We start from the raw sequence: 25088 nt of genomic DNA on the forward strand, positions 1-25088 counted from the left end.
GGCCTGCAGCGCGGCGGCGTCGCCGATGCCGGACAGCATCAACAACTGCGGCGATTGAAACGCCCCGGAGGCGAGGATCACTTCGCGGCGGGCGCGGATCTCGCGGATCTGATCGTTCTGCCGATAGGCGACGCCGACCGCGCGGCCGCCTTCGACCAGAATCCGCGTCGCCTGCGCCTCGGTCTCGACCCGCAGATTGCGGCGCGTGGCGATGTGCGGATGGACGTAAGCACGCGCCGCGCTCCAGCGCTCGCCGTTGTGCTGTGTGAGCTGATACGGACCGAGCCCTTCCTGTTCCTCGCCGTTGAAGTCGTCGCGAATCCGGAACTGCGCCTCGCGCGCCGCCTGCAGGAAGATCTCGTGCACCGGATTGTCGGTGCGCAGCCGGTCGACATGCAGCGGCCCGCTCTGGCCGTGATAGGCACCGTTGAACTCGGTGTTGTTCTCCGAGCGCTTGAAATAGGGCAGCACGTCGGCATAGGACCAGCCGGCATTGCCGAGTTCGGCCCAATGGTCGTAGTCCCATTTGTGGCCGCGGATATAGACCATGGCGTTGATCGCCGACGAGCCGCCGAGGCCCTTGCCGCGCGGCTGATAGCCGATCCGGCCATTGAGGCCGGGCTGCGGCACCGTCTCGAAGTGCCAGTTGTTGAGCTTGCTCGGCACCATCAGCGACAGCGCGTAGGGCGTCTTCACCACCCAATTGTCGGCGGTGCCGCCGGCTTCGAGCAGGACCACCGAGGTGCCGGCATCCTCCGACAGCCGGCCGGCAACGGCGCAGCCGCCGGAGCCGCCGCCGACCACGACGAAATCCACTGTTTCGCTCACGAGCGTTTCCCTCCGCGACGTTGTTTTATTGGTTGCCGCCGGCTTCTTCGGCCGTGCGGGTCTTCTCGTCGGAGCGTTTTCGCGCGAAGTGGCCGCCGGTTCGCGTGACGAAAACGCGTCGAACCAGCTAAGACATCAGGCGCAGCAGCTTCGAGAGCCGCGCGATCTTGCCGCCGTAGGGCGGATACAGATCGGCGAAGCGGTTGTAGGGCGAGCGGTAGAAGATCGGCTTCATCTTGGTGAAGGTATTGAAGCCCCATTCGCCGTGATACGCGCCGGTGCCCGAAGCGCCGACGCCGCCCATCGGCTGGTTCACCTGGGCGAAATGCACCAGGCAATCGTTGATGGTGACGCCGCCCGAGACGGTCCGTGTCAGCACCTCATCGCGGGCGGCGTCGTCGGTACCGAACCAGTACAGCGCCAGCGGCCGGTCGCGGCCGTTGACGAAGGCGATCGGCTCGGTCGGCTCGCGATAGCCGAGGATCGGCAGCAGCGGGCCGAAGATCTCCTCCTGCATGATCTTCATCTCGGGGGTGACGCCGAGCACGATGGTCGGCGGGAATTTGCGCTGGCCCGCCCAGGCGGCCTCGCCCGCGGAGGCCGGCTGCAGCAGCCGCGCGCCGTGCGCGACGGCGTCGTCGACCAGGCCTTTCAGCCGCGCGTAGTGATGCTCGGCGATGATCGAGGTGTAGTCCGGATTCGCCGGATCGGTGCCCCACATCTGCTGCATCGCGCCCCAGATCTTTCCGGCGAGGGCTTCGACCCGGTCCTGCGGCGCCAGCACGTAGTCGGGCGCGATGCAGGTCTGGCCGGCGTTCATCAGCTTGGCGTAGGCGATCCGCGGTGCCACCTCGTCGAGATCGGCCGAGCGGTCGACGATCGTCGGCGACTTGCCGCCGAGTTCGAGCGTGACCGGGGTGAGGTTCTTGCCCGCTTCCGCGGCGACGATGCGGCCGACCCGGGTCGAGCCGGTGAACATCAGATGATCGAACGGGAGGCGGGCGAACGCCTCGGCGACGCCGGGTTCGATTCCCGTCACCACCATCTCGCTGGCGTCGAACTTGGCTGCGACGGTCTCCTGCAGCAGCGCGGTGAAGTGCGGCGACAATTCGCTCGGCTTGATCATCACCCGGTTGCCGGCGGCGATAGCGCCGATCGCCGGAGCGATCGTGAGCTGCAGCGGATAATTCCACGGCGCAATCACCCCGACCACGCCGAGCGGCTGCGGCAGCAGCCGGTTCTTGCCGGGCAGGAACTGGAGCTGGGTCGACACCTTGCGCGGCGCCATCCAGCGCTTCAGATGCCGCGAGGTGTGCTTGATGTCGCCGAGCAGGCTGAGCGTCTCGGCGATCAGCGTCTCGGTGGTGCTGCGGTGACCAAAATCGGCGGAGATCGCCTGTTCGAATCGTTTCTCGTTGTCCTTGATCAGGGCGCGCAGCCGGGCGAGCCGGTCCAGGCGCTGCTCCAGCGTCGGCGGCGGTTCGGCCCGCGAGATCTCGAACATGCGATGAAAGCTGTCGTGGAGCGCATTGCCCCCGAAACCGCCGACCGGCTGGTCCATCTTCCGCTCCCTGCGATGCCCGTTTGGTTGGAGAATGGGCTGATTTTGCCGAAGTCTCGCAGGGGAAGCGCGTTCCGGCAACCACACCCGGTTCCGTCCGTCATATAATCTTGAAAAACTTCGCCCAAATCCTCCCTTGGGGCTTTGCAAATCCCCGCAGGGTTGGTAGACACCCCTCGCGCCCCGGGCATTCGCCCCGGGCACCTTCTCAGGAAGCCTCCGGGAGGATCGATCAGCGCTTTTGGGCGTTGATGGTCATCGGTTTTCTGAAAGCCGCGCAAGGTTTAACGCGGGGTGGAGCAGCCCGGTAGCTCGTCAGGCTCATAACCTGAAGGTCATAGGTTCAAATCCTATCCCCGCAACCAAATCTCGATCGTCAGATCAGTGAAAAAGCCCGCCGCGTGCGGGCTTTTTCATGTCTTGTAGCTGAGGCGATCGGGCGAGACGGATTGGGTGGCGCCTGCGGCACGTGACGATCTTGCAGCCTGCGCGACAGCTAAACTGAAGATCGGCCAAGAGATCGGCCAAAGTCGCTCGAAGATCGAATTTTTATAATTCGTATCAATATATTATCTGAATTCAGGATCGGCCAAGGGGCGGCACCGCCCGCCGCGGATCGGACCAGCCGGATCCAGTGCCGGTTTTGCTGCTGGGCCAGCTCGCGGTGGATAAAGCCTGTCAAGGTCAGGGGCACGCCGCTTCATTACTGCAGTTCGCGTTGAAGTCGGCACTGCGCGCCGCCGAGATCGTGGGATGTGGCGGCGTGGTCACCCATCCGCTCGACGACGGTGTCCGTGGGTTCTATGCGAGTTGGGGCTTCAGGGATCTGCCGTTTGATCCTCGGCGTGCGATGATCATTCGGATGTCTGAACTGAAACAACATTTCGGTATCGCGATCGGATGAGCGTCGCCTTCCGGGTTGATCCTCCCGCGCCCGATCTGATCTAACGGACACGACCTCGGCCGCCAGCGGGCGCTGCGCTTGCACCGCTGGTGGTGAACCGGACATCTGACGTGAAATCGCTCGGCATCATCTTCCTGCTGGCCCTGGCCGTGTTCGCCTACGGGCTGTATTCGGACATCACGCTGACGCGCTGCGCGCGCGGGACGATCACGGCTGCGCTCGGCCTGTGCTCGGGCAGCGACTGACCTCGGCCGTTCGCAACCGATCGGGTTTGCGGACGTAACTCATCGGCATCAATCGAGGAGGGCCGGGCGGCATGAGCGCAGGCGACAGCGGCGGCTTTTACGAGGGCGTTGCGGTGTTTCGCGGCTTCCGCAGCCTGATGGATCCTGCCCTCTACGCGCCGCTGCCGGACGATTGGACCGTCGGCGTCGCCGACATTGTCGATTCCACCCGCGCGATCGCCGAGCAGCGCTACAAGTCGGTCAACATGGCCGGGGCGGCGGTGATCGCGGCGGTGACCAACGCGCTTCAAGGCCGCGAATTCCCGTTCGTGTTCGGCGGCGACGGCGCCGGCTTTGCGGTGGCGCCGGCCGATCTTGTTGCGGCCCGTGAAGCGCTGGCGGCGACCGCGGCCTGGGTGCGCGATGAGCTCGGTCTGACGATGCGGATCGCGCTGGTGCCGGTCGCGGCGATCCGCGCCAAGGGGCTGGAGGTTCGCGTCGCCCGGTTCGCGCCTTCGCCGCACGTCAGCTATGCGATGTTCGCCGGTGGCGGCCTCGGCTGGGCCGAAGCCGCGATGAAGCGTGGCGAGTTTTCGATTCCGCCGGCGCCGCCCGGGACTGCGCCGGATCTTTCCGGCCTGTCGTGCCGGTTCGAGGAAATGCCGGCGCGGCGCGGGGTGATTCTGTCGGTGCTGATCATGCCGACCGCGCAGGCCGATCCCGCGGCGTTCCGCACTCTGATCGAGGACATCGTGTCGCTGATCGAGCGCAGCCCCGAGGCGGGCAGGCCGGTGCCGGGCGAGGGCCCGGCATTGCGTTGGCCGCCGCAGGGCTTCGACCTCGAAGCGCGCGCCGGGCAGGGCAGACCGTTGACGATGCGCCGAGCGGCGCTCTTGGTTCAGACGCTGTTCAGCTATCTGATCATGCGGCTGGGCATCACCGTGCGCGGCTTCGTGCCGCGGACTTACTTGACCGAGCTGGTCGAGAACTCAGACTTCCGCAAATACGACGACGGACTACGCATGGTGGTCGACTGCGCGCCGGAGCTCGCCGACGCACTGGAGCAGAAGCTGGCCACGGCGGCGGACGCGGGCGTCGCGCGCTACGGCGTGTCGCGGCAGCAGTCGGCGATGGTGACGTGTTTTACACCGTCGGTGGCGCGCAGCGATCACGTCCACTTCATCGACGGGGCAGGCGGGGGCTATGCGTCCGCCGCCCTGGCTTTGAAGGCGATGCCCGATAGGGCGGTTGCTTAGCGCGTCAGCGTCCAGGTCTCGCCGCCGCACAGCGTCCCGACGCAGCCTTCGACCAGCAAGGTGGTCGGGCCGGTGTGCGAGATGCTGCTCTGGTAGGTCTTGCCATCGTCGGCATTATAGATGTGGCCGCTCCATTTGCCCTGCGACACCGGGCGCATGTCGCCGAAAATCTGCAGGCCGATGATCGGGCGCGACGCGAGCTGCGGATCGGCGTTCTTATCGTCGACCTGCGGCTTGCCGGTGTTGGGGTCGGTCGGCTGCTTCAGCCAAACGATGGTGCCGCACAGCGCGTTGCCGCAGCCCTTGATCCGGACCTTGGCGTCGCCGGCCTGGGTCAGCCAGGTACCCTGCGGGCCGGCCGATTGGGCCACCGCCGCTGCGGATGACAGCGACACCAGGGCAACCAAAGCGGCAACGACGAAACCGGACCGAACGGCCATTCCATACCTCCAAACGATACGCGCGGGAGCCGCGAACAGCATTCAGAAGCAGTGCGGCGGGCGGTTGGATAACAGAGCGCCCGATTCGTGCAATCGTGTGACCCCCGCCGGGCGCTGGGGATAAATGCGATTCACTTGACCCAGCGTGTCAGGTGAATCGCCCCGGCGGTGCCGAGGCCGTAGACCGCCATCGCCACGCCCACCATCGCGAACATCGCCGACGCCGGCGCCCCGAAGGTAACCAACGCCGAGCCACCAACGGCCACCAGCACCAGCCTCGCGGTCGCGGCCAGCACTGGGCCGCCGACCTTGGCGGCGCCCTGGCTGGCGAAATAAAGCGTCACGCCGAGGCCGAAAAATCCGAAGCTGGGGCCGGCGAGGTGGAAGTACGCATGCGCGGCCGCGGTGACGGCAGGATCGGCGGTGAACAGCGACACCCATAGCGATGGCCGGATCGCCAGCACCGCGCCGACCGCTCCGACGATCAGTGCGGACACTGCGCCGGCGGTCCAGGCCACCCGCCGCGCGCGGGCGATATCACCGGCGCCGATCGCCATCCCGACCATCGGGATCGAGGCGACGCCCACCGCGAACGCGATCGGGATCAGCAGGAATTCCAGGCGCGAGCCGATGCCGTAGCCGGCGAGGGTCGTGGTGCCGTAGCTCGCCAGCACCTTGGTGAAGATCAGGATCGTCAGCACCGACTGCAGCGGAGCAAGGCAGGCGAGAGCGCCGACCTTGAGGATATCGATGAAGATCGGCCGCTGCAGGCTGAACGAGCGCAGTTGCAGCCGCAGCCTGCTGCGGCCGCTGATGAGATAGAGCAGCAGAAACAGCGCACCGAGCGTGAAGGCGACCGCCTGGCCCGAGGCGACGCCGGGCATGCCGAGCCGCGGTATGCCGAACAGGCCGAGTCCGAACGCGCCGCCGATCACGACCTGCAGAGCTGCGACGCCGAGCAGCACCGCTGACGGCAGGATCATGTCGCCGGTGCCGCGCAGAATCGAAGCCAGCGTGTTCACCAGCCAGATCGACACCGCAGCCGAGAACAGCACGACCGAATAGCTGCTGGCTTGTTCCAGCACTTCGCCGCGGCCACCGAGCAGTGCGAACAGCGAGCGGCCGAACGTCAGCATCACTAGCGAGAACACTAAGCCGCCGCCGATCCCGATCAGGATCGCGTGCAGCGCCAGAACACCTGCCCGGTGTGTATCACCTGCGCCGAGGGCGCGGCTGATCGCCGATGAGACGCCGCCGCCCATCGCGCCGGCCGACATCATCTGCGTCAGCATCGCGAACGGAAAAACCAGCGCGATCGCCGCCAGCGGCTCGGTGCCGAGAAGGCCAATGTACAAGGTCTCGGCGACCGCCACTAGGGCGGTGCCGAGCATCGCGATCGTGTTCGGGACTGCCAGTCGCAGCAGAGTCGGCAGGATCGGCGCGGTCAGCAGCCGGTTCGGCGGCGGAGCGGTCAGCGGCGTATCGGCGGGGGCCTCGATGGTCATGCGGTCGCTCCCCGGATGCCGCCTCGCGATCTGCGGCGGTCTTTTGTATGATGATTAACATACAACAACCACAGGGCCGTGTCCGGCACAAGCGGCGGGGCATTGCAGGACACGCGGGCGCGACGGCGTTTCGTGCAGAGCTCCGGGACGCCGGCCTCGCAGCGGCACCCCTGCATTCGGCGCAGAACCCGAATACCGCCGGGACGGATGGTCAAATCTCCCAAACCAGGGCATGAAGAAAGACAAATATTCTCCGGGAGAGGAATCCGCCCATGAAGGCAGCTCAGCTCAGCGCGTTTCAGCGCTGGTCGATCCTGATCGGCGCGTCGGTGCTGCTCAGCCTCGCCATGGGCATGCGGCAGAGCTTTGGGCTGTTTCAGCCCTCGGTGATCCGCGACGTCGGCATCACCAGCGCCGACTTCTCCTTCGCGACAGCATTGCAGAACATCATCTGGGGCGTCACGCAGCCGATGGTGGGATTGATCGCTGACCGCTACGGCACCCGCTGGGTGATGGCCGGCGGCGTCGTGGTCTATGCGGCTGGTCTCGTCCTCATGATGGTCGCTGACTCGGCCTTGATGTTCACACTTGGATGCGGCGTGTGTGTCGGCATTGCGCTGTCGTGCACCGCCTCCAGCATGACCATGACGGTGACCTCGCGCACGGTATCGCCGGCCAAGCGCAGCGTCGCGATGGGTGCGGTCTCGGCTGCCGGCTCGCTCGGCCTGGTGCTGGCCTCGCCGCTGGCGCAGACGCTGATCTCGACCGCCGGCTGGCAGATGGCGCTGATCGGCTTCCTCGGCCTCGCCGCCGCGATGCTGCCGTCGGCGCTGTTCGCCGGCCGCGCCGACAAGCTGGAAATCGACAAGGCCGACGACGTCAAGCAGTCGGCCGGCGAAGTGGTGCAGGCCGCGCTCGGCCATTCCGGCTTCATGGTGATGGCGATCGCGTTCTTCGTCTGCGGTCTGCAGCTCGTGTTCATCACCACGCATCTGCCGAACTATCTGGCGATCTGTGGTCTCGATCCGTCGCTCGGCGCCTCGGCGCTGGCGGTGATCGGCCTGTTCAACGTGTTCGGCTCCTACGCCTTCGGCTGGCTCGGGGGGCGCTATCCCAAGCAATATCTGCTCGGCGGAATCTACATCGTGCGATCGCTGGCGGTCGCGGCGTATTTCTATTTCCCGGCGTCGCCGACCTCGACCATCGTGTTCGCTGCGATCATGGGCTCGCTGTGGCTCGGGGTGATTCCGCTGGTGAACGGCCTGGTCGCGCAACTGTTCGGGCTGCGCTACATGGCGACGCTGACCGGCATCGCCTTCCTCAGCCATCAGGTAGGCTCGTTCCTCGGCGCCTGGGGCGGCGGGGTGATCTACGACCACCTCGGCAATTACGACCGCGCCTGGCAGGCCGCGGTGCTGATCGGTCTGATCGCCGGCTGCGCCCAGATGCTGATGAACGTCCGGCCGCCGCGCAAGCGTGAGGAACTGGTGGTGCCCGCGACGGCCTGAGCCGTCAGCGGTGGGGCGCGGGCGTACTGTGGTACGTTTCGCTCCCTGACGGTAAGCCCTTCACGAAACAGCGGTATTGTCGGCAGCCCGGACACTGTGACACGCTGTTGCAAGTTAGAATAGATATTGGGTCCGAGCCGGGAACCTTTTATAAGGGTTCCCGTTAAGACGACGTCCCCCACCCATCGTGGAAATGAATCATGACCTTCACGCTTCCCGAATTGCCGTATGCCTACGACGCGCTGCAGCCGTACATGTCTAAGGAGACGCTCGAATATCACCACGACAAGCATCATCAGGCGTATGTCACCAACGGCAACAACCTGCTGAAGGGCACCGAATTCGAGGGCAAGTCGCTCGAGGAGGTGGTCAAGGGCTCGTTCAATAAGAACGCCCCGCTGTTCAACAACGCAGCCCAGCACTACAACCACATCCACTTCTGGAAGTGGATGAAGCCGAACGGCGGCGGGACCAAGCTGCCCGGTGCGCTGGCCAAGAAGATCGACGAAGACCTCGGCGGCTTCGAGAAGTTCAAGACCGATTTCGCCGCTGCCGGCGCCGGCCAGTTCGGCTCGGGCTGGGCCTGGCTCGCGGTCAAGGACGGCAAGCTGGAGATCTCCAAGACCTCGAACGGCGAGAATCCGCTGGTGCACGGCGCCACCCCGATTCTCGGCGTCGACGTCTGGGAGCACTCCTACTACATCGACTATCGCAACAAGCGTCCGGACTACCTGAAGGCTTTCATCGAGAACCTGATCAACTGGGAGTACGTCGAGGAGATGTACGCGAAGGCCTGATCACGCGCCGAGCGCGCAGATCGGAAGCGGCGGTCGCGGTGCGGCCGCCGTTTCGCTTTGGCAGCGCGCACCGGCAGCGCGGATTGCGGCCGTAGCTACCCCGACATCGTGTGCAGCAGGAAGGTCAGCGCGGTCGCGGCGAACACCTGCATGTTGTCGACGCGGTCGGCGCTCGCCGTCTCCAGCGTCATCACCGCCTGCTTCGGCCCGGCCACGGCGATGCAGGTGTGGCCGGCGGCATCGCCGTAGCGATTGCCCGAAGGGCCTGCGGCGCCGGTCTCCGACAGCGCCCAGTCGGCGCCGAGCCGGGAGCGGATCTGTTTCGCCAGAAGCTCGGCATACGGCTCCGACGACGAGCGCATGCCCTCCACCTTCATGTCGGCATCGGGAATGTCCATCAGCACCCGCCGCGCCTGCCGGGTGTAGACCACCGCCGAGCCGAGGAAGTACGCCGAGGCGCCGGGCACCGCGAGCAGCGCCGCGGCGATCAATCCGCCGGTCGACGACTCGGCCACCGCGATCGTCTGCTTCTGCGCGATCAGCCGGATCGCGACCTTTTCCGCCAGCGGCAGCAGCTCGTTCATCATTGCATCGCCCCGTATTGGCGGTCGCCGGCAGCCTGTGCGCGACCGTTCGCATCATCGGCGAATCGGCGCTCGCCTCGCGCTTACGAGACAGAACCGTCGCGCCTCCGGCAAGCTGATCTTGCGCCGTCGCCGCCTCCCGATGCGGGGCATGAGAATATCTCAGGAAACGTGGCGAGAACCTCGTTTGCCGCCGGACCGCGCCAGGGCGGATACTTCGCACCGGGACGACATGTCCGGGAAGGCTGCGATGTCGACATGCTCAGACTGCGCGACGATCGATCGGCGCCGGAGCAGAAGGGTGTGGGCTCGGCTCGGCGCGACGCTTGCGCTGTGGCGCCGGCGGCGGAGCGGGCGCACCGACCTCGCCAGGTTCTCGGCGCGCGAACTGCGCGATCTCGGCCTGTCCCGCGGCGACATGATCCACGAAGCGGCAAAGCCGTTCTGGCGCGCCTGATCGGCGGCGCGGCACAGCGGAGTTTCGGTCATGGTGCTTGCCCGAGCCGCGGCTCAGCGCGCCACGGCGAAGCTGCTCCACACCAGGCTGGCTCCGGATAAAAACAGCAGCGCCAGCACCACGTTGCGGAACGAGCGGTCGCTCAGCGCGTGATAGGTCCGGGCGCCGAGCCAGGCGCCGATCAGGATCGCGGGCAGCGCGAACAGCGCCGCGTGCAACACCTGCGGCGTTACCAGCCCGTGCGCGGTCTGCAGGATCAGCGCCGCGATCAGCACGGTGGAGTTGAACGCCTGAAACACGCCGCGGCGCTGATGCTTGTCCCAGCCGCGGATGCTCGCCCACAGGATCGGCGGCGGGCCCGACAGTCCGGCAAAGCCGCCCATTACTCCGCCGACCCAGCCGATCACGCCATCCATCCAGCGCCCGCCGAAGGTCAGCGCCATCGGCGGAGTGAAATACAGCGCAGGCGGGAAGATCAGAAGAAACAGGCCGACGAACAGTTTGAAGCCCCACGGGTCGGCATACGCCACCAGCATGCTGCCCGGGATCACCCCGGCGAGCCCCCCGATCAGGAACGGCGTCACCAGTTTGAAGTCGATGTGCTGCCACACCATCCGCATCGTCGAGGCCTGCGAGGCCATCGAGCACAGCAGCACCAGCGGCACCGACAGCGTCGGCGGGAAGACGTACAGCCAGAACCCGAGCGACACCAGCGCCATGCCGAAGCCCGACAGGCCGGAGACGAAGCCGCCGCACAGCGCGCCGGCGATCAGGACAATGAGGGTAGTTAGTTCCATCGGCGTCGATGCGGCTGCGCAATTCCGCCGGGCGGAACCCGTCGCGCATCCTTGGATGATTGTGGTTGCGGGCAGCTTTGTGCAGGCTGTGGTTCGGGCTTATAGCATCTGACAGCCCCCGAAGAGCAAAATAAGAGTTGCACATGTCGGCAGGAAACAAACAAGCCGCCGCGCCCGCGGCCAAGCCCGGTAACGCCGCGAACCTGATCGCGCCCGACACCACCGGACTGAATTTTTATCGCGCCGATCCGTCGCTCGCTGATCTGCTCCGCATCCATCTGCCGAAAGCGCTGGTCGATCACATCGAGCCGCATCTCGATGCGCTCGGCGCCTTGGCCGGCGGCCGGCTCGACGAGTGTGCGCGGCTCGCCGACCGCCACACGCCGATCCTACATCAGCGCGACCGGTTCGGCTGTGACGCCCAATATGTCGAGTATCACCCGGCGTATCGCGAGCTCGAGAACGCCGCATTCGGCACCTTCGGCATTCACGCGCTGTCGCACCGCAAGGGCATCATGGGCTGGCCGGAGACTTATCCGGTGACCGCCAAGCACGCCTTCACGCTGCTGTTCAACGAGACCGAATTCGGCATGGGCTGCCCGATCAACGTCACCGACGGCTGCGCCAAGCTGCTGTCGAAATTCGGCAGCGACGAATTGAAGGCGAAGTATCTCGACGGTTTGACCCAGACCGACATGAGCAAGCTGACGCAAGGCGGCCAGTTCATGACCGAGAAGGAGGGCGGCTCCGACGTCGGCACGCTGACCTCGGTGGCGGTGCCGGACGGCGATCACTGGCGGCTGTATGGCGAGAAGTGGTTCTGCTCCAACGCCGACGCCAAGGTGGTGATGCTGCTGGCGCGGCCCGAAGGCGCCGGCCCCGGTACCCGCGGCGTCGGTCTGTTTCTGATGCCGCGCGTGCTCGACGACGGCACGCCCAATCACTACCGGATCGTCCGTCTGAAGGATAAGCTCGGCACCCGCTCGATGGCGTCGGGCGAGATCAAGCTCGAAGGCGCGATCGCCTACGCGGTCGGCAAGCTCGACCGCGGCTTCGTGCAGATGGCCGAGATGGTGAACTCATCGCGGCTGTCGAACGGCGTGAAGTCGACCGCCTTGATGCGCCGCGCCTGGCACGATGCGATCACGGTGGCGAAGAACCGTGTGGTGTTCGGCAGCCGTATCATCGACCTGCCGCTGGCGCGGCGGCAATTGATGAAGATCCTGCTGCCGACCGAGCAGGGGATGTCGATCAGCTTCCTCACCGCCGACGCGCTGGACCGCGCCGAGGGCGGCAGCCAGGACGCCGCGGCGCTGCTGCGCATCCTCACCCCGACGCTGAAATTCCGTGCGACCCGCGACGCGCGCAAAGTCTGCGGTGATGCGCTCGAGATGCGCGGCGGCATCGGCTATGTCGAAGAGTTCGCCACCGCGCGCCTGCTGCGCGACGCGCATCTCGGCTCGATCTGGGAGGGCACCGGCAACATCGTGGCGATCGATGCGCTCAAGCGTGCGATCGGCCGGCATGGTGCGGAGTCGGCGCTCGCCGCCGATCTGCACGCCCGGCTCGACGACGCGGCACGCGTGCCGCAGGCGTGGCGCGACCGGCTGCGCGGGCTGATCGACAAGTCGATCGGCTTTGCGCGTGAGGTCGCTCGGAACTCCGACAGCGAGGCCGACGCCCGCCGCGCAACTTCGGCGCTGTATCACGTCGCCAGCGCGGTGGCGCTCGCCTGGGAAGGTGACAGGATCGAAGCGATGCGCGGCGACGCCCGCCGCGTGCTGCTGTCGCGGCTGGTCGTCGAGCATCGGCTGTACCAGCCCGATCCGTTCGCCCATCAAGACGGCAAGCTCGAACTCGCGACTGCCGATCACCTGCTCGGCGACCGCGCCGCCACCATGGAGGAGATCGCGCCGTTGCTGGCGGCGTAGGGTGCGAGTCTGAAATCTCTTCCCGCCATTGCGAGGAGCGAAGCGACGAAGCAATCCGGCGCTGTGCTCGGAGCTCTCGATTGCTTTGCTTCGCTCGCAATGACGACGGATTGTGGTGGCGTTCGTCGCTGACTAATCGACCAGCGCCCTCGGCGGCGTGAAGCCGCCGAATTCGCGTTCGATCAGTTCGGCGAGCTTCAGAGGGGTGCGGTCTTCCAGCCACGGGCCGACGATCTGCACGCCGACGGGCAGGCCGTCGTCCGACATTCCCACCGGGATCGCGGTCGACGGCAGGCCGGGCAGGGTGGCGATGCCGGGCCACACCAGTTGATCGACGTAGGGATAGGGCTTGCCGTCGATCTCGATGCGGCGGTCTTCCTGCGGCTCGGAGTGATCCTGGGTGTAGGCCGGCGTCGGCATCACCGGGCAGATCACCGCGTCGAACGATTTGAACAGTTCGTGCCATTGCGCTCGCAGGCCGGTGCGGCGGCTGTCGGCGGCGACCCAGTCGCGATGGCTGAGCACGATGCCGCGCAGCCGCTCGGCGGCGAGGCTGTCGTCCTTGGCGTCGAGCCGGGCCGCCATCTCCTGCGCGCCGGCGTACAGCTCGGGCGGGAAGCCGGCGGCGAGGAACGACAGCAGCATCCGCATATACACCCGCGAGGTCTCGGCGAGATCCGGCAGCAGCGGCGACTGCCGCTCGACGCGGACGCCGGCCCTGGTCAGCCCGGCCGCCAGCGTTTGCAGCGCGCCGCGCACCGCCGCGCCGGTCGGCAGCAGCGGATGGGTATCCAGCAGCAGCACGCGGAAATCCTTCAGTGTGGTGTGCCGCGCTGCCGGCAGATCGAGTTGGTACGCAATGCCGTCGAACACCGGATCGGTGCCGGCGATGACGTCGAGCAGCAGCGCCAGATCGGCGGCCGAGCGCGCCATCGGGCCGATCACCGACAGGTCGCGGTTGGATGGCAGCGGCGGAAACGGCGGCGGGGTATGGCCGCGCGCCGGGCACAGCCCGAAGGTCGGCTTGTGGGCATAGACGCCGCAGTAATGCGCCGGCACCCGCAACGAGCCGCCGATGTCGGAGCCGAGCGACAGCGCGCCATAGCCGGCGGCGAGCGCGGCCGACGAGCCGCCGGACGAGCCGCCGGGCGTGCGAGACAGATCGAAGGGGTTGCCGGTGGTGCCGTACACGTCGTTGTAGCTCTGCCAGTCGCCGAGCGCGACCGGCACGTTGGTTTTGCCGAGGATCACGCCGCCGGCGGCCTTGACCCTCTGGATCGCCAGCGCGTCCTGTTGCGCCACGAAGTTCTTCTGCTCGACGAAGCCCCAGGTGGTCGGCAGGCCGGCGACGTTGAAGCTCTCCTTCACCGTCATCGGGATGCCGAGCAGCGGCTCGCGTCCGCCGCGTGACAGCGCCAGATCGGCCGCTCGGGCGCTCTGCAGCGCGCGGTCGAAGTCGCGGACGCAGATCGCGTTGATCTTGTCGTCGTGGCGCTCGATTCGTCCGATCGCGTCCTGAGTGAGTTCGACGGCGGAGACCTGTTTGGTCTTCAAGGCTTGTGCAAGGTCGGTGACAGTCGCGAAGCTCCAGGACGAGACGGGCAAGATGGCTTTCTCCGGGTTCGAGGCGGGGGACGAGCTGGGCCGGAGCTTAGTCGGTTCTTGGGCCTGCGGTAGTGGCTTGCCGCGGGAGCTGATCCGATCAGTTCCAGGGGGCTCGCGATTATTTCCGCCAAGCGAGATATTCTTGACTTAGGTCAAGGATCATTCCACGAATGTTCTATTGCATACTCGCCTGGGTAGAAATTGCCGTTCGGCGGCAGCATGGCGCCAGCGGGCAGCGCAACGAGCGGGGGCAGGGCGCGAGGCGACGTAGTTGCCTGCGAGGCGATACAGGTGCCGCATGAGGAATTCGCACCATCCGCCAGACGCGGAGTGGGTGCATCGAGTCTCCCTTGACTTAAAGCTCCGGCGGTTTCCGGAGCTTCTTTATTTCCGGCCCTGAAGTTTCTGGTCCTTCCACACGGCTTTCGGAGGGACGCGTGGCTGAGCAGCGGGTTCAGCCGCGGAAATCCTGCGGCGTAAAGCCGATGTCGAGCACCCGCCATTCGCGATATTTATCGGCCGGCAACATCGTATAGGGCTGGCACGCTTCCAGTGCGGCGATCGCGCCTCTCATCAGCGCCGGGCCCTTGGCCGAGGCGCTGGCTTCGATCAGAAACGGCTCCTGGGCGAGCCGACCGTCCGGCGTCAGCCCGACCCGGATCACGATCTTGACGTTGTCGGCCGGCGACAGCCCTGCCGGCAGGGCGGCGCAGGATCTCAATCGCTTGCGCAGCGCCGCCACCGCCTCCGCGCTGATGTTGGCGACGGTTTCGGCCGGCGCGTCGAACCCGCCGCCCTCGGCCGGCAGGCCGAGCGCCACCGAGTATTTCACGGTGATGTCCGGCTCCTGCGGGATCGCGGGTGGGAAGGGCATCGGCGCTGCTGCCGGTTTGGCCGGTTGAGGCTGCTGCTGCGGTGCCGGCTGTTGTTGCGGCGGAGGCGCCGGGGCCTGCGCGTTCTGCTGCGGCGGAGGCTGTGGAGCGGGCGGTGGCGGCTTGGTCTCGGCCGGCTGCTGCTGGGCGGCGGGGGCCTGCTGCTGCGGCTTGGGCTGCTCGGCTGGCGTCTGCGGCACCTCGAAACTCGGCGCCTGTTGCTCGTCCGGCTTCTGATCCGGCTCTTTCTCCGGCACCGGCGGCGGCGCTTCGTCGGCAGTCACCACTTCGACCTCGATCCGCTGTTCCGGCACTTCGGCGAAGGGATGCACCTCGGCGAGCAGCAGCACCGCGCCGACCAGCACGACATGCGCCAGCACCGACACCGCAGCACCAGCGCGGTCGGAGGTCGGCGAAGCTATCGGAACAAGGCGGAGCCGCATCACCGCCCCAGCATAGCGTAGCCCGGCGGCGGAGCGGAGTCGTTCTTGGCTTTGGAGCCGCGATCGTGCCCTCGCCGTTCGGCGGCGAGGGCACGGCAGGATCGGATCGCTCAGGCGGTCGCGGCGACCTTGTTCTGCGCTTGCGGCCAGTAGCGGTCCTTGAGGTGGCGCTTGACCAGCTTGCCGGTCGGGGTGCGCGGCAGCTCGGCCTCGAAGTCGACCGAGCGCGGGCACTTGATCGGCGACAGCCGCTCGCGGCAGAACGCGATCAGCTCGGCCGCCCGCTCGGCGCTGGGCGCGGCGCCGTCGCGAAGCTGCACCACCGCCTTGACCTCTTCGCCCATCTCGGGGTTCGGCACGCCGAACACCGCGACGTCGGCGACGTCGGGATGGGTCAGCAGCACGTCCTCGGTCTCCTGCGGGTAGATGTTCACGCCGCCGGAGATGATCATGTAGCTCTTGCGGTCGGTGAGATACAAAAACCCCTCGTCGTCGAGATAGCCGACGTCGCCCAGCGTCGACCAGCCCTTTTCATTGTAGGCCTTCTTGGTCTTGTCCGGATCGTTGTGATAGCTGAACGACGGCGCATCGGCGAAGTACACGGTGCCGATTTCGCCGACAGGCAGTTCGTCGCCGTCGTCATCGAGGATCTTGATGGTGCCGACCACCGCCTTGCCGACCGTGCCGCGATGCGTGAGCCATTGCTGCGAGGTCGAGACCGTGACGCCGTTGCCTTCGGAGCCGGCGTAGTACTCGATCAGGATCGGGCCCCACCACTCGATCATCTTGGCCTTTACGTCGACCGGGCAGGGTGCGGCGGCGTGGATTGCGCCCTTCAGGGACGACACGTCGTAGCGGCTGCGGATCGCGTCGGGGAGCTTCAGCATCCGCACGAACATCGTCGGCACGAGCTGCGACTGCGTCACCTTGTACTTCTCGACCAGCGCTAGGAACTGCTCGGCGTCGAAATGCTCCATGATGATCGAGGTGCCGCCGAGCGTGGTCGCCATCATGTTGAAGCGCAGCGGAGCCGCGTGATACAGCGGCGCCGGCGACAGATAGATGCTGCCGTCGTTCATGCCGCACATCTTCTCGCACAACAGGCGCAGGAACGGGCTCGGCACGTCGATGGCGTTACCTTCGAATTCGCGCTTGATGCCCTTCGGCCGACCGGTGGTGCCGGAGGAATACAGCATGTCGTATCCGGCGACCTCGTCGGCGATCGGCGTAGTCGGCTGCGCGGCGGTTTCCTGCTCCCACGAACGGAAGCCGGCGACCGGCTGGTCGACCATGTAGTAGAGCGGCGCGCCCGGTGCGTCCGACAGCAGCGCCTTCATCGTCTCGCTGCCCTGAGCGGAGGTGATCACCACCTTGGCGCCGCAGTCCTGAACGATGTAGCCGATCTCGTCCTTGGTCAAATAGCGACTGATCGCGGTGTAATACAGGCCGGCGCGCTGCGCCGCCCAGCAGATCTCCATGAACGCCAGCCGGTTCTCCATCAACAGCGCGATGTGATCGCCGGCCTTCAGCCCCAGCGACCGGAACAGATGCGCGCCCTGGTTGGAGCGCTCGTCGAGCTGTCGATAAGTCAGAGCCTGGCCGGTCGAGGCCATCCGGTAGGCGACTTTGTCGGGGGTGGTCTTGGCGTGAATCGACGGATGCGTCATGGGATTTCCTCTCGGTGATGCGGCGGATTGATTCCGCTCTGTCTGGCACTGAACCTCATGATGAGGAGCGCGCCGTTAGGCGCGCGTCTCGAACCATGAGGGTATAGGGCACATCCTTCTAGACGCCCGGCTCAGCCCTTCGGGCCGTGCCGGGCTCCTCAGGATGAGGTCTTGCGGCATGTTGTCTTTACAGCCGCTCGACGATGGTGACGTTGGCCATGCCGCCGCCCTCGCACATCGTCTGCAGGCCGTAGCGCTTGTTGTTCTGCTTCAGCGCGTGGATCAGGGTGGTCATGAGCTTGGTGCCGGAGCCGCCGAGCGGATGGCCGAGCGCGATCGCGCCGCCGTTGACGTTGAGCCGGGCCGGATCGGCGCCGGTCGCCTTCAGCCACGCGGCCGGGATCGAGGCGAAGGCTTCGTTGACCTCGAACAGATCGATGTCGTCGATCTTCATCCCGGCCTTCTTCAGCGCGTATTCGGTGGCGGGCAGCGGGGCTTCCAGCATGATCACCGGATCGCCGCCGCGCATCGTCATGTGATGAACGCGGGCGAGCGGCTGCACGCCGAGCTGCTTCAGGCCCTTCTCGTTGACTACCACCACGCCGGAGGCACCGTCGCAGATCTGGCTGGCGGTCGCCGCGGTCAGCTTGCCGCCGTTCTCGTTGATCAGCTTGACGCCCTTGATGCCGTCGAGTGTGGCGTCGAAGCGGATGCCTTCGTCGATATGGTGGATGTCGGTCGAGCCGTCGGCGCGGGTGATCTCGAGCGGGATGATCTCGTCCTTGAACTTGCCTCCTTGCGTCGCGGCGATCGCGCGCTGGTGGCTGTTGAACGCGAATTCGTCGAGTTCGTCCTTCGACAGGTTGTACTTGTTCGCCACCATTTCGGCGCCGACGAACTGGCTGAACTGGATGTTCGGGTAGCGCTCTTCCATCTTCGGGCTCTTGTAGTTACCGAGCCCGGCCTTGGCGGCGAGTATGCTCGGCGAGCCCATCGGTACGCGGGTCATCGACTCGACGCCGGCAGCGATCACGATATCCATGGTGCCGGCCATCACCGCCTGTGCGGCGAAATGCAGCGCCTGCTGCGACGAGCCGCACTGCCGGTCGACCGACGTGCCCGGCACGCTTTCCGGCAGCTTCGAGGCCAGCACCGCGTTGCGGCCGATATTGACGGCCTGCTCGCCGCCTTGGCCGACGCAGCCCATGATCACGTCTTCGATCTGATCCGGCGCGGCGCCCGAGCGGTCGACCAGCGCGTTGATGACCGAGGCGGCGAGATCGACCGGATGCCAGCCGGCCAGACGACCTCCCTTGCGGCCGCCGGCGGTGCGGGCAGCGGCGACGATATAGGCCTCGGCCATGTGTTCTCTCCCTGTAATGGTTGTTGGGTATGGGTATTGGACCGCGGCGATTTAAGTGGTGGGGAAGGATTTAGTCAATCGATCAATTAACGCTTGAGCCGTGTCAAACGATGCTGTAAGTGCGATGACGATGGCAGCGCACCTGAACCATTCGATGGCTACCAAGGCGCCGGCGGCGAAAAATTCGACCGCCGAGAAGCTGTTGGTCGCTGCGGGCGAGTTGATGATCGAGCGCAACTCGGTCGAGATCTCGCTGGCCGACATCGCGCAGAAGTCCGGCGTCAATGCCGCGCTGGTGAAGTATCACTTCGGCAACAAGGATGGCCTGCTGCTGGCGTTGCTCGAGCGCGACGCCGCCAACGAGATGACGCATCTCGATTTCCTGCTGGCGCAGCCGCTGTCGCCGACCACCAAGATGAAGCTGCACATCGCCGGCATCATCAAGGCGTATCATCAGTTTCCGTATCTCAACCGGCTGATTCACTATCTGCTGCACGGGCTCAACCGCGACACCGCCGACGAGGTCACCAAGTTCTTCGTCGGGCCGCTGCTCGACTTCCATCGCCGGCTGCTCGCCGAGGGTGTCGCCAGCGGCGATTTCCGCGAGGTCGATCCGGTGCTGTTCTACACCACGCTGATCGGCGCCTGCGATCACCTGTTCTTCGGTCGGCAGACCATGATGCGCGCTGCCGGCGTCGGGCCGGTGACGGACGAGGTCTGTCGCTCCTATGTGGCGCATATCGAAAAGATCGTCCTCGGTGGTTTGCTGACGAACAGAGCACGTCAGCCTTCCGCCGCAGGATCCTGAGCTAACAAAAAGAAGAAACGACCCCACCCAACTTCAGAGACCTTCAATTCAGACCCGGGACAAGCCAAGGAAAATCCGAACAAACAACAATAACGCCCAAGGAACCAGTTCACGGAACCTGCCCGGCAAGAAGGCAGGCGGAATGGAGCTTCAGGCACCCCCGGGACATTGTTCGTGTCTCTATAAAGAAGAAAACGCCAGGAAACGCCCAAGCAATCTGTCGGAACGCGAGCTCAACGAGACGCCACCCAAGGAGAGACCTCGAGCCGGATCGGTAGCGGACCAAGTCGCGACCTTTTGCCGGCCTCAACGATCGGGGAAACGCCCAAGGGGCTGTTGAAGGCCCGGACCAACAGCGCAATAACCACGCGGGACGCGTCGGCCCGACCGCTCTTAAAAGGCGGCGAGCGGTGTCGTCCGAGACCAAGCTTCAAGAAAGCGCCCAAGGAAAGGGATATCCAATGCAGTTGAAAGACGTCTCCGTTCTCATCACCGGCGGTGGTTCGGGGCTCGGCGCCGCGACCGCGCGGGCGATGGCCGCCAAGGGCGCCAAGGTCGCCGTGCTCGACATGAACAAGGACAACGCCGAGAAGGTCGCGGCCGAGATTGGTGGCGTCGCCTGCGTCGGCGACGTGTCGCAGGAAGCCCCGGTCAAGGAGGCGATCGCCAAGGCTGAAGCCGCGCACGGCATCGTCCGCGTGCTGGTGAACTGCGCCGGCATCGGCGGCGCGGTGAAGACCGTCAGCAAGAGCGGCGCCTATCCGCTCGACCACTTCTCGCGCATCATCAACGTCAACCTGATCGGCAGCTTCAACTGCATCCGGCTCGTCGCCGAGCGCATGCAGAGTGCGCCGACCATCGGCGAAGAGCGCGGCGTCTGCATCAACACCGCCTCGGTGGCGGCGTTCGACGGTCAGATCGGCCAGGCTGCTTACTCCGCCTCGAAGGGCGGCATTGTCGGCATGACCCTGCCGGTGGCGCGCGACCTCGCGTCGATGAACATTCGCGTCATGACCATCGCGCCGGGCTTGTTCCTCACCCCGCTGCTGATGGGCCTGTCGGAAGACGCCCGCAAGAGCCTCGGCGCCCAGGTGCCGCATCCGGCCCGCCTCGGCGATCCGTCGGAATATGCGTCGCTCGCGGTGCAGATCGTCGAGAACCCGATGCTGAACGGCGAGACCATCCGTCTCGACGGCGCCATCCGCATGGCGCCGCGCTAAACGCGCACTTCTCACCCTTTCCGTTTCGGGAGAGGGTGAGATCTTCGATCTCCGCCGCGTGTAGTTCGCGATAGACCTTCGATCTCTCGCGCGGCGGAATTCGAAGCACGCAGGACTGTTTCTTTCCCTGTATTTGGGAGGGGAGCGACTATCGCCAGAACGGCGATCCGATTAAACGTCGCAGCAGCGGCGTATAAGAACAACAACTGACGGGAGTGATGGCGTGACCGAGGCCTTGCTGGTCGATCATCGTGACGGTGTCGATTGGGTCACGCTCAATCGGCCGGACAGCCTCAATGCTCTCGATCCCGGCCTAATCGACGCACTCAACGACTATTTTGGCCGCCTGCAGCGTGACCGCAAGACTCGCGTCGTGGTGCTGAAAGGCGCGGGCGCGAATTTCTGCGCCGGCCTCGATCTCAAACATGCGATGGCGCGCCGCGCCGGTGAGAACGCAACGCCCGGCGTCACCGAGTCGCTGGATTCGCAGCGTCGGATTGCCGACATCGTGATGCTGATGCGCCGCTGCCCGCAGCCGATCATCTCGCTGATCCGCGGCGCCGCGGCCGGCGGCGGCTTTGCGCTGGCGCTGGCTTCCGACGTCCGCATCGCGGGGCGCAGCGCGCGGATGAACTGTGCCTTCATCAAACTCGGCCTCGGCGGTTGCGACATCGGTACCAGCTACTTTTTGCCGCGCCTCGTCGGCGTCTCGGTGGCGTCGGAGCTGATCCTGACCGGCCGCTTCATCGGCGCCGAACGCGCGCTGATGACCGGGCTCGTGTCCGAACTGGTGGAAGACGATCAACTCGAAGCCGCGGCGCAGCCGTTCGTCGATGCGATGATGGCGGCATCGCCGGTCGGTTTGCGGCTGTCGAAGGAGTGCCTCAACATGGCGGTGGATGCCGGCTCGATCGAGCAGGTGATCGCAATGGAAGATCGCAACCAGGTGCTGTGTTCGCGCTCGGAGGATTTCAAGGAAGGCGTCGCCGCGTTCCTCGAGAAGCGCAAGCCGGTCTACGGCAACCGCTGACCCAATCAACGTTGGCCCGGCAAGAGGCCGAGAAAACGGGAGAACACCAGATGACCGCCAGCGCAGCCGCAGTGCTGACCAAGCCTCCATTCCGCAAAGTGAACTGGCTGCCGCGCGAGATCGACGTCGATCGTCGCGACGGCGGCGTCATCGTGATGAAGTCGCGCTTCCCGCTGATGGATCACGATCCCAACCTGCCGATGGCGCTGGCGAAGTGGGCCAAGCAGCGGCCGGATCATATCTGGCTGGCGCAGCGCAAGGGCGAGGCGCGGCAGTGGCGCAAGGTCAGCTACGCCGAGGCGAAGCGCATCGTCGATTCGCTGACCCAGGCGTTGCTCGACCTGAAGCTGCCGGAAGGCCGGCCGCTGACGGTGCTGTCGGGCAACTCGATCGAGCACGCGCTGATCATGATGGCGGCGATGCAGGCGCGGATTCCGACCGCGCCGGTGTCGCCGGCCTATTCGCTGATGAGCCACGATCACCTCAAGCTGAAGTACCTGTTCGATCTGGTGAAGCCGGCGGCCGTGATGGTGCAGAACGGCGCGCCATTCACAAAGGCACTGCACGCGCTCGACCTGAAGGACGTCCAGGTGATCCACGTCGCCGATCCGGCGGACGGCATCGCCAGCATCGCGTTCGACGACATGGCGGCGACGCCGGTGACCGATCAGGTAGCGCAGTCGGTCGCGCAGATCACGCCCGACACCGTCGCCAAGTTCCTGTTCACGTCCGGCTCGACCGGAATGCCGAAGGCGGTGATCAACACCCAGCGGATGATGTGCGCCAATGCTGCGATGATGATGCAGGTGCGGACGCGCGATCCGAATGGTCCGCCGCCGGTGCAGCTCGACTGGATGCCGTGGAATCACACCATGGGCGGCAACGCGGCGTTCAATCCGCTGTTGATCGAAGGCGGCACGCTGTACATCGACGACGGTCGCCCGGTGCCGGGCCAGATCGAAGAGACGCTGCGCAACCTGCGCGAAATCTCGCCGACCTACTACGCCAACGTGCCGGCCGGCTACGCGGCGTTGGCGAGCGCGATGGAGAAGGACGACGCGCTGTGCCGGTCGTTCTTCAAGGACATGCAGCTGATGGCCTATGGCGGCGCCCGGCTGCCGGACGATCTGTACGAGCGGATGCAGGCGCTTGCGGTGCGCGCCACCGGGCACCGGCTGGTGTTCTACACCGGCTGGGGTTCGACCGAGACTTCGCCGACTTCGACCGGCACCTATTGGGACACCGAGCGCGTCGGCCTGATCGGGCTGCCGTTCCCCGGCGTCGAACTGAAGATGCTGCCGGTCGGCGACAAGTACGAATTGCGGCTGCGCGGCGTCAACGTGATGCCCGGCTATCACGGCCAGCCGGATCTCACCGAGAAGGCGTTCGACGAAGAGGGCTTCTACAAGATCGGCGACGCCGGCGTGTTCGTCGATCCGAACGATCCGGTGAAGGGCATCATCTTCGCCGGCCGTGTCGCCGAAGACTTCAAGCTGATGACCGGAACCTTCGTCCACGTCAGCACCGTGCGCACCGACGCGATCGCCGCGGCGAGCCCGGTGATCCAGGACGCACTCGTGGCGGGGCAGGATCGCGCCTATATCGGCCTCTTGGCCTGGCCGAACCTCAACGCCTGCCGGGTGATGATCGGTGATCCGAATGCGAGCTTCGAGGACGTCGTGAAGCATCCCGACGTGCTCGCGGCGCTTCGTGCCGGGCTGCAGAAGCACAACCGGGAAGTCGAGGGTGCCAGTTCGATGCGGATCGCGCGCGCGATGCTGATGGTCGAGCCGCCGTCGATCGACGGCAACGAACTCACCGACAAGGGCTACATCAACCAGCGCGCCGGCCTCGAACGCCGCGCCGCCCTGGTCGAGCGGCTGTACGCCGAGCATCCGGATTCGGATGTGATGGTGCTGCAGTGAGCGATGCGAACTTAACTCTCCGTCATTCCGGGGCGCGCGCAGCGCGAACCCGGAATCTCGAGATTCCGGGTTCTCGCCTGCCGGCGAGCCCCGGAATGACGGTGAAGTCATTCAAGACCAACACCTAACAACAACGAGACGGGTCCATGAATTTCGATTTCTCCGACGACCAGAAGCAACTGCGCGATCAGGCGCGGCGGTTTCTTGCCGAGAAGTGCTCGCCGAAGGCGGTGCGTGCCGTGCTCGAAGGCAAGGCCGACTATGACCGCGAGCTATGGAAGGGCCTCGCCGAGATGGGCTTTCTCGGCGTCGCGATTCCCGAGGAATACGGCGGGACCGGTGCGGGCCATCTCGAGCTCTGCGTGATCGCCGAGGAGCTCGGCCGCGCCCTGGCGCCGGTGCCGTTCTCCTCGACCGTGTATCTCGCCGCTGAGGCGCTGCTGCTGGCGGGTTCGGAAGAGCAGAAGCAGAAGTGGCTGCCGAAGATCTCGTCGGGCGAGGCGATCGGCACGCTGGCGCTGTTCGAAGGCACCGGCAATCCGTCACCGGCCGCCGTCAAGCTCGCGGTGTCGAACGGCACGCTCAGCGGCACCAAGAAGCCCGTCGCCGATGGCGCGATCGCCGACTTCGCGATCGTCGCGGCGCGTACCGGCAACAGCGGCCGCGACACCGACGTCTCGCTGTTTCTGGTCGATCTGAAGGCCGGCGGCGTCACCGCCAAGGCATTGCAGAACGTCGATCCGTCGCGGCAGCAGGCCGAGCTGACGTTTGCCGGCGCCAAGGCCGAGCCGCTCGGTGCGGCCAATGAAGGCTGGAGCATCCTGTCGCGCGTGATGGACCGCGCCGCGGTGCTGGTCGCGTTCGAGCAGGTCGGCGGCGCCGACCGCGCGCTGGAGATGGGCCGCGACTACGCGCTCGACCGCATCGCCTTCGGCCGGCAGATCGGCTCGTTCCAGGCGATCAAGCACATTCTCGCCGACATGTACGTCTCGGCGACGCTGGCGCGTTCGAACTCGTACTACGGTGCGTGGGCGCTCTCGACCGATGCGGCCGAGCTGTCGGAGGCTGCGGCCTCGGCGCGGATCAGCGCCACCCAGGCGTTCCAGCACTGCGCCAAGCAGAACATCCAGGTGCACGGCGGCATGGGCTTCACCTGGGAGTTCGACTGCCATCTGTACTATCGCCGCGCCAACGCGCTGGCGCTCAGCCTCGGCAGCCAATCGTATTGGGAAGATCAGCTGATTGACCGGATGCGCCAGAAGAACGCGGCGTAACGCGCGACGGTGAATGCCCAACCGTCATTGCGAGCGCAGCGAAGCAATCCAGAGGCTCCGTGCACTGAGCTGGATTGCTTCGTCGCTTC

The 25088-nt window shown here is 65.9% G+C and carries 22 protein-coding genes and 1 tRNA gene; 13 read left to right on the plus strand and 10 right to left on the minus strand.

The genetic code is table 11. From position 1 onward, the window contains the following. Positions 1 to 828, minus strand: an 828-nt coding sequence (locus tag DU475_RS01685) for a GMC family oxidoreductase (RefSeq protein ID WP_164630319.1), incomplete at its 3' end; no start/stop codon positions are given. 127 nt (positions 829 to 955) lie between these two features. Beyond that, positions 956 to 2389: a coniferyl aldehyde dehydrogenase gene (locus tag DU475_RS01690; protein WP_013503511.1), complete on the minus strand. Its 1434-nt coding sequence runs from the start codon at positions 2387 to 2389 to the stop codon at positions 956 to 958. Between the two features lie 288 nt (positions 2390 to 2677). Between DU475_RS01690 and DU475_RS01695 the strand changes: the two genes are divergently transcribed. The 4 genes from DU475_RS01695 to DU475_RS01705 all read left to right on the plus strand — a co-directional run bounded on the left by DU475_RS01695 (position 2678) and on the right by DU475_RS01705 (position 4773). Then, positions 2678 to 2754: transfer RNA gene (locus tag DU475_RS01695), tRNA-Met, on the plus strand. A 269-nt stretch (positions 2755 to 3023) separates the two neighbouring features. After that, entirely contained in the window at positions 3024 to 3293 is a 270-nt protein-coding gene (locus DU475_RS01700; protein ID WP_234713222.1) for a GNAT family N-acetyltransferase, read from the plus strand. Between the two features lie 110 nt (positions 3294 to 3403). Next, positions 3404 to 3538 carry a hypothetical protein gene (locus tag DU475_RS24435; RefSeq protein WP_013503510.1) on the plus strand — a complete coding sequence of 45 codons (135 nt, stop codon included), beginning with the start codon at positions 3404 to 3406 and terminating at the stop codon, positions 3536 to 3538. 71 nt (positions 3539 to 3609) lie between these two features. Continuing rightward, a complete protein-coding gene (locus DU475_RS01705) occupies positions 3610 to 4773 on the plus strand; it encodes a DUF3095 domain-containing protein (RefSeq protein ID WP_142882233.1) in 1164 nt (387 codons plus the stop codon). On the opposite strand, the gene DU475_RS01710 is transcribed toward DU475_RS01705, so the two are convergent. Both DU475_RS01710 and DU475_RS01715 read right to left on the minus strand, forming a co-directional pair. Next, the gene (locus tag DU475_RS01710; protein ID WP_013503509.1) at positions 4770 to 5213 is read right to left on the minus strand and encodes a DUF2147 domain-containing protein; all 444 of its coding nucleotides are present in this window, start codon (positions 5211 to 5213) and stop codon (positions 4770 to 4772) included. The two genes, DU475_RS01705 and DU475_RS01710, sit on opposite strands and share 4 nt — an antisense overlap. A 131-nt stretch (positions 5214 to 5344) precedes the next feature. Then, positions 5345 to 6718, minus strand: a complete 1374-nt coding sequence (locus tag DU475_RS01715; RefSeq protein WP_164630320.1) for an MATE family efflux transporter — start codon at positions 6716 to 6718, stop codon at positions 5345 to 5347. Between the two features lie 272 nt (positions 6719 to 6990). On the opposite strand from DU475_RS01715, the gene DU475_RS01720 reads away from it, so the two are divergent. Beyond that, positions 6991 to 8226: an MFS transporter gene (locus tag DU475_RS01720; RefSeq protein ID WP_047307155.1), complete on the plus strand. Its 1236-nt coding sequence runs from the start codon at positions 6991 to 6993 to the stop codon at positions 8224 to 8226. 200 nt (positions 8227 to 8426) lie between these two features. Next, positions 8427 to 9023 (plus strand): superoxide dismutase, encoded by a 597-nt coding sequence (locus DU475_RS01725; protein ID WP_013503506.1) that lies wholly within the window; start codon positions 8427 to 8429, stop codon positions 9021 to 9023. Between the two features lie 95 nt (positions 9024 to 9118). On the opposite strand, the gene DU475_RS01730 is transcribed toward DU475_RS01725, so the two are convergent. Beyond that, positions 9119 to 9607: a CinA family protein gene (locus tag DU475_RS01730; RefSeq protein WP_164630322.1), complete on the minus strand. Its 489-nt coding sequence runs from the start codon at positions 9605 to 9607 to the stop codon at positions 9119 to 9121. A 301-nt stretch (positions 9608 to 9908) separates the two neighbouring features. Here DU475_RS01730 and DU475_RS24175 point away from each other — a divergent pair, with 301 nt between their 5' ends. Then, the gene (locus DU475_RS24175; protein WP_234713221.1) at positions 9909 to 10064 is read left to right on the plus strand and encodes a DUF1127 domain-containing protein; all 156 of its coding nucleotides are present in this window, start codon (positions 9909 to 9911) and stop codon (positions 10062 to 10064) included. A gap of 53 nt (positions 10065 to 10117) precedes the next feature. On the opposite strand, the gene DU475_RS01740 is transcribed toward DU475_RS24175, so the two are convergent. Further along, positions 10118 to 10861, minus strand: coding sequence for a sulfite exporter TauE/SafE family protein (locus DU475_RS01740; protein ID WP_164630325.1), 744 nt, complete (start codon positions 10859 to 10861; stop codon positions 10118 to 10120). 143 nt (positions 10862 to 11004) lie between these two features. On the opposite strand from DU475_RS01740, the gene DU475_RS01745 reads away from it, so the two are divergent. Beyond that, the gene (locus tag DU475_RS01745) at positions 11005 to 12792 is read left to right on the plus strand and encodes an acyl-CoA dehydrogenase family protein (RefSeq protein WP_164630327.1); all 1788 of its coding nucleotides are present in this window, start codon (positions 11005 to 11007) and stop codon (positions 12790 to 12792) included. A 132-nt stretch (positions 12793 to 12924) separates the two neighbouring features. On the opposite strand, the gene DU475_RS01750 is transcribed toward DU475_RS01745, so the two are convergent. The 4 genes from DU475_RS01750 to DU475_RS01765 form a co-directional block, all read right to left on the minus strand. Further along, positions 12925 to 14397: an amidase gene (locus DU475_RS01750; RefSeq protein WP_164630328.1), complete on the minus strand. Its 1473-nt coding sequence runs from the start codon at positions 14395 to 14397 to the stop codon at positions 12925 to 12927. A gap of 454 nt (positions 14398 to 14851) precedes the next feature. Continuing rightward, the gene (tolA, locus tag DU475_RS01755) at positions 14852 to 15712 is read right to left on the minus strand and encodes a cell envelope integrity protein TolA (protein WP_164630330.1); all 861 of its coding nucleotides are present in this window, start codon (positions 15710 to 15712) and stop codon (positions 14852 to 14854) included. Positions 15713 to 15822: 110 nt separating this feature from the next. Beyond that, positions 15823 to 17379, minus strand: a complete 1557-nt coding sequence (locus DU475_RS01760) for an acyl-CoA synthetase (RefSeq protein WP_164630332.1) — start codon at positions 17377 to 17379, stop codon at positions 15823 to 15825. Positions 17380 to 17566: 187 nt separating this feature from the next. Next, a complete protein-coding gene (locus tag DU475_RS01765; RefSeq protein ID WP_013503498.1) occupies positions 17567 to 18742 on the minus strand; it encodes an acetyl-CoA C-acetyltransferase in 1176 nt (391 codons plus the stop codon). Between the two features lie 130 nt (positions 18743 to 18872). Here DU475_RS01765 and DU475_RS01770 point away from each other — a divergent pair, with 130 nt between their 5' ends. The 5 genes from DU475_RS01770 to DU475_RS01790 all read left to right on the plus strand — a co-directional run bounded on the left by DU475_RS01770 (position 18873) and on the right by DU475_RS01790 (position 24999). Further along, positions 18873 to 19550: a TetR family transcriptional regulator gene (locus DU475_RS01770; RefSeq protein WP_047307160.1), complete on the plus strand. Its 678-nt coding sequence runs from the start codon at positions 18873 to 18875 to the stop codon at positions 19548 to 19550. A 461-nt stretch (positions 19551 to 20011) separates the two neighbouring features. Then, positions 20012 to 20770: an SDR family NAD(P)-dependent oxidoreductase gene (locus DU475_RS01775; RefSeq protein ID WP_164630334.1), complete on the plus strand. Its 759-nt coding sequence runs from the start codon at positions 20012 to 20014 to the stop codon at positions 20768 to 20770. Between the two features lie 223 nt (positions 20771 to 20993). Next, on the plus strand, positions 20994 to 21800 hold the full coding sequence (locus DU475_RS01780; RefSeq protein WP_047307148.1) for an enoyl-CoA hydratase/isomerase family protein: 807 nt from the start codon (positions 20994 to 20996) through the stop codon (positions 21798 to 21800). Between the two features lie 50 nt (positions 21801 to 21850). Continuing rightward, positions 21851 to 23725, plus strand: coding sequence for an AMP-binding protein (locus DU475_RS01785; protein ID WP_164630336.1), 1875 nt, complete (start codon positions 21851 to 21853; stop codon positions 23723 to 23725). Between the two features lie 146 nt (positions 23726 to 23871). After that, positions 23872 to 24999, plus strand: coding sequence for an acyl-CoA dehydrogenase family protein (locus DU475_RS01790; RefSeq protein WP_164630338.1), 1128 nt, complete (start codon positions 23872 to 23874; stop codon positions 24997 to 24999). The last annotated feature ends 89 nt before the right edge of the window (positions 25000 to 25088 follow it).

The organism is Rhodopseudomonas sp. WA056 (assembly GCF_010906995.1).
GTDB lineage: Bacteria > Pseudomonadota > Alphaproteobacteria > Rhizobiales > Xanthobacteraceae > Rhodopseudomonas > Rhodopseudomonas palustris_G.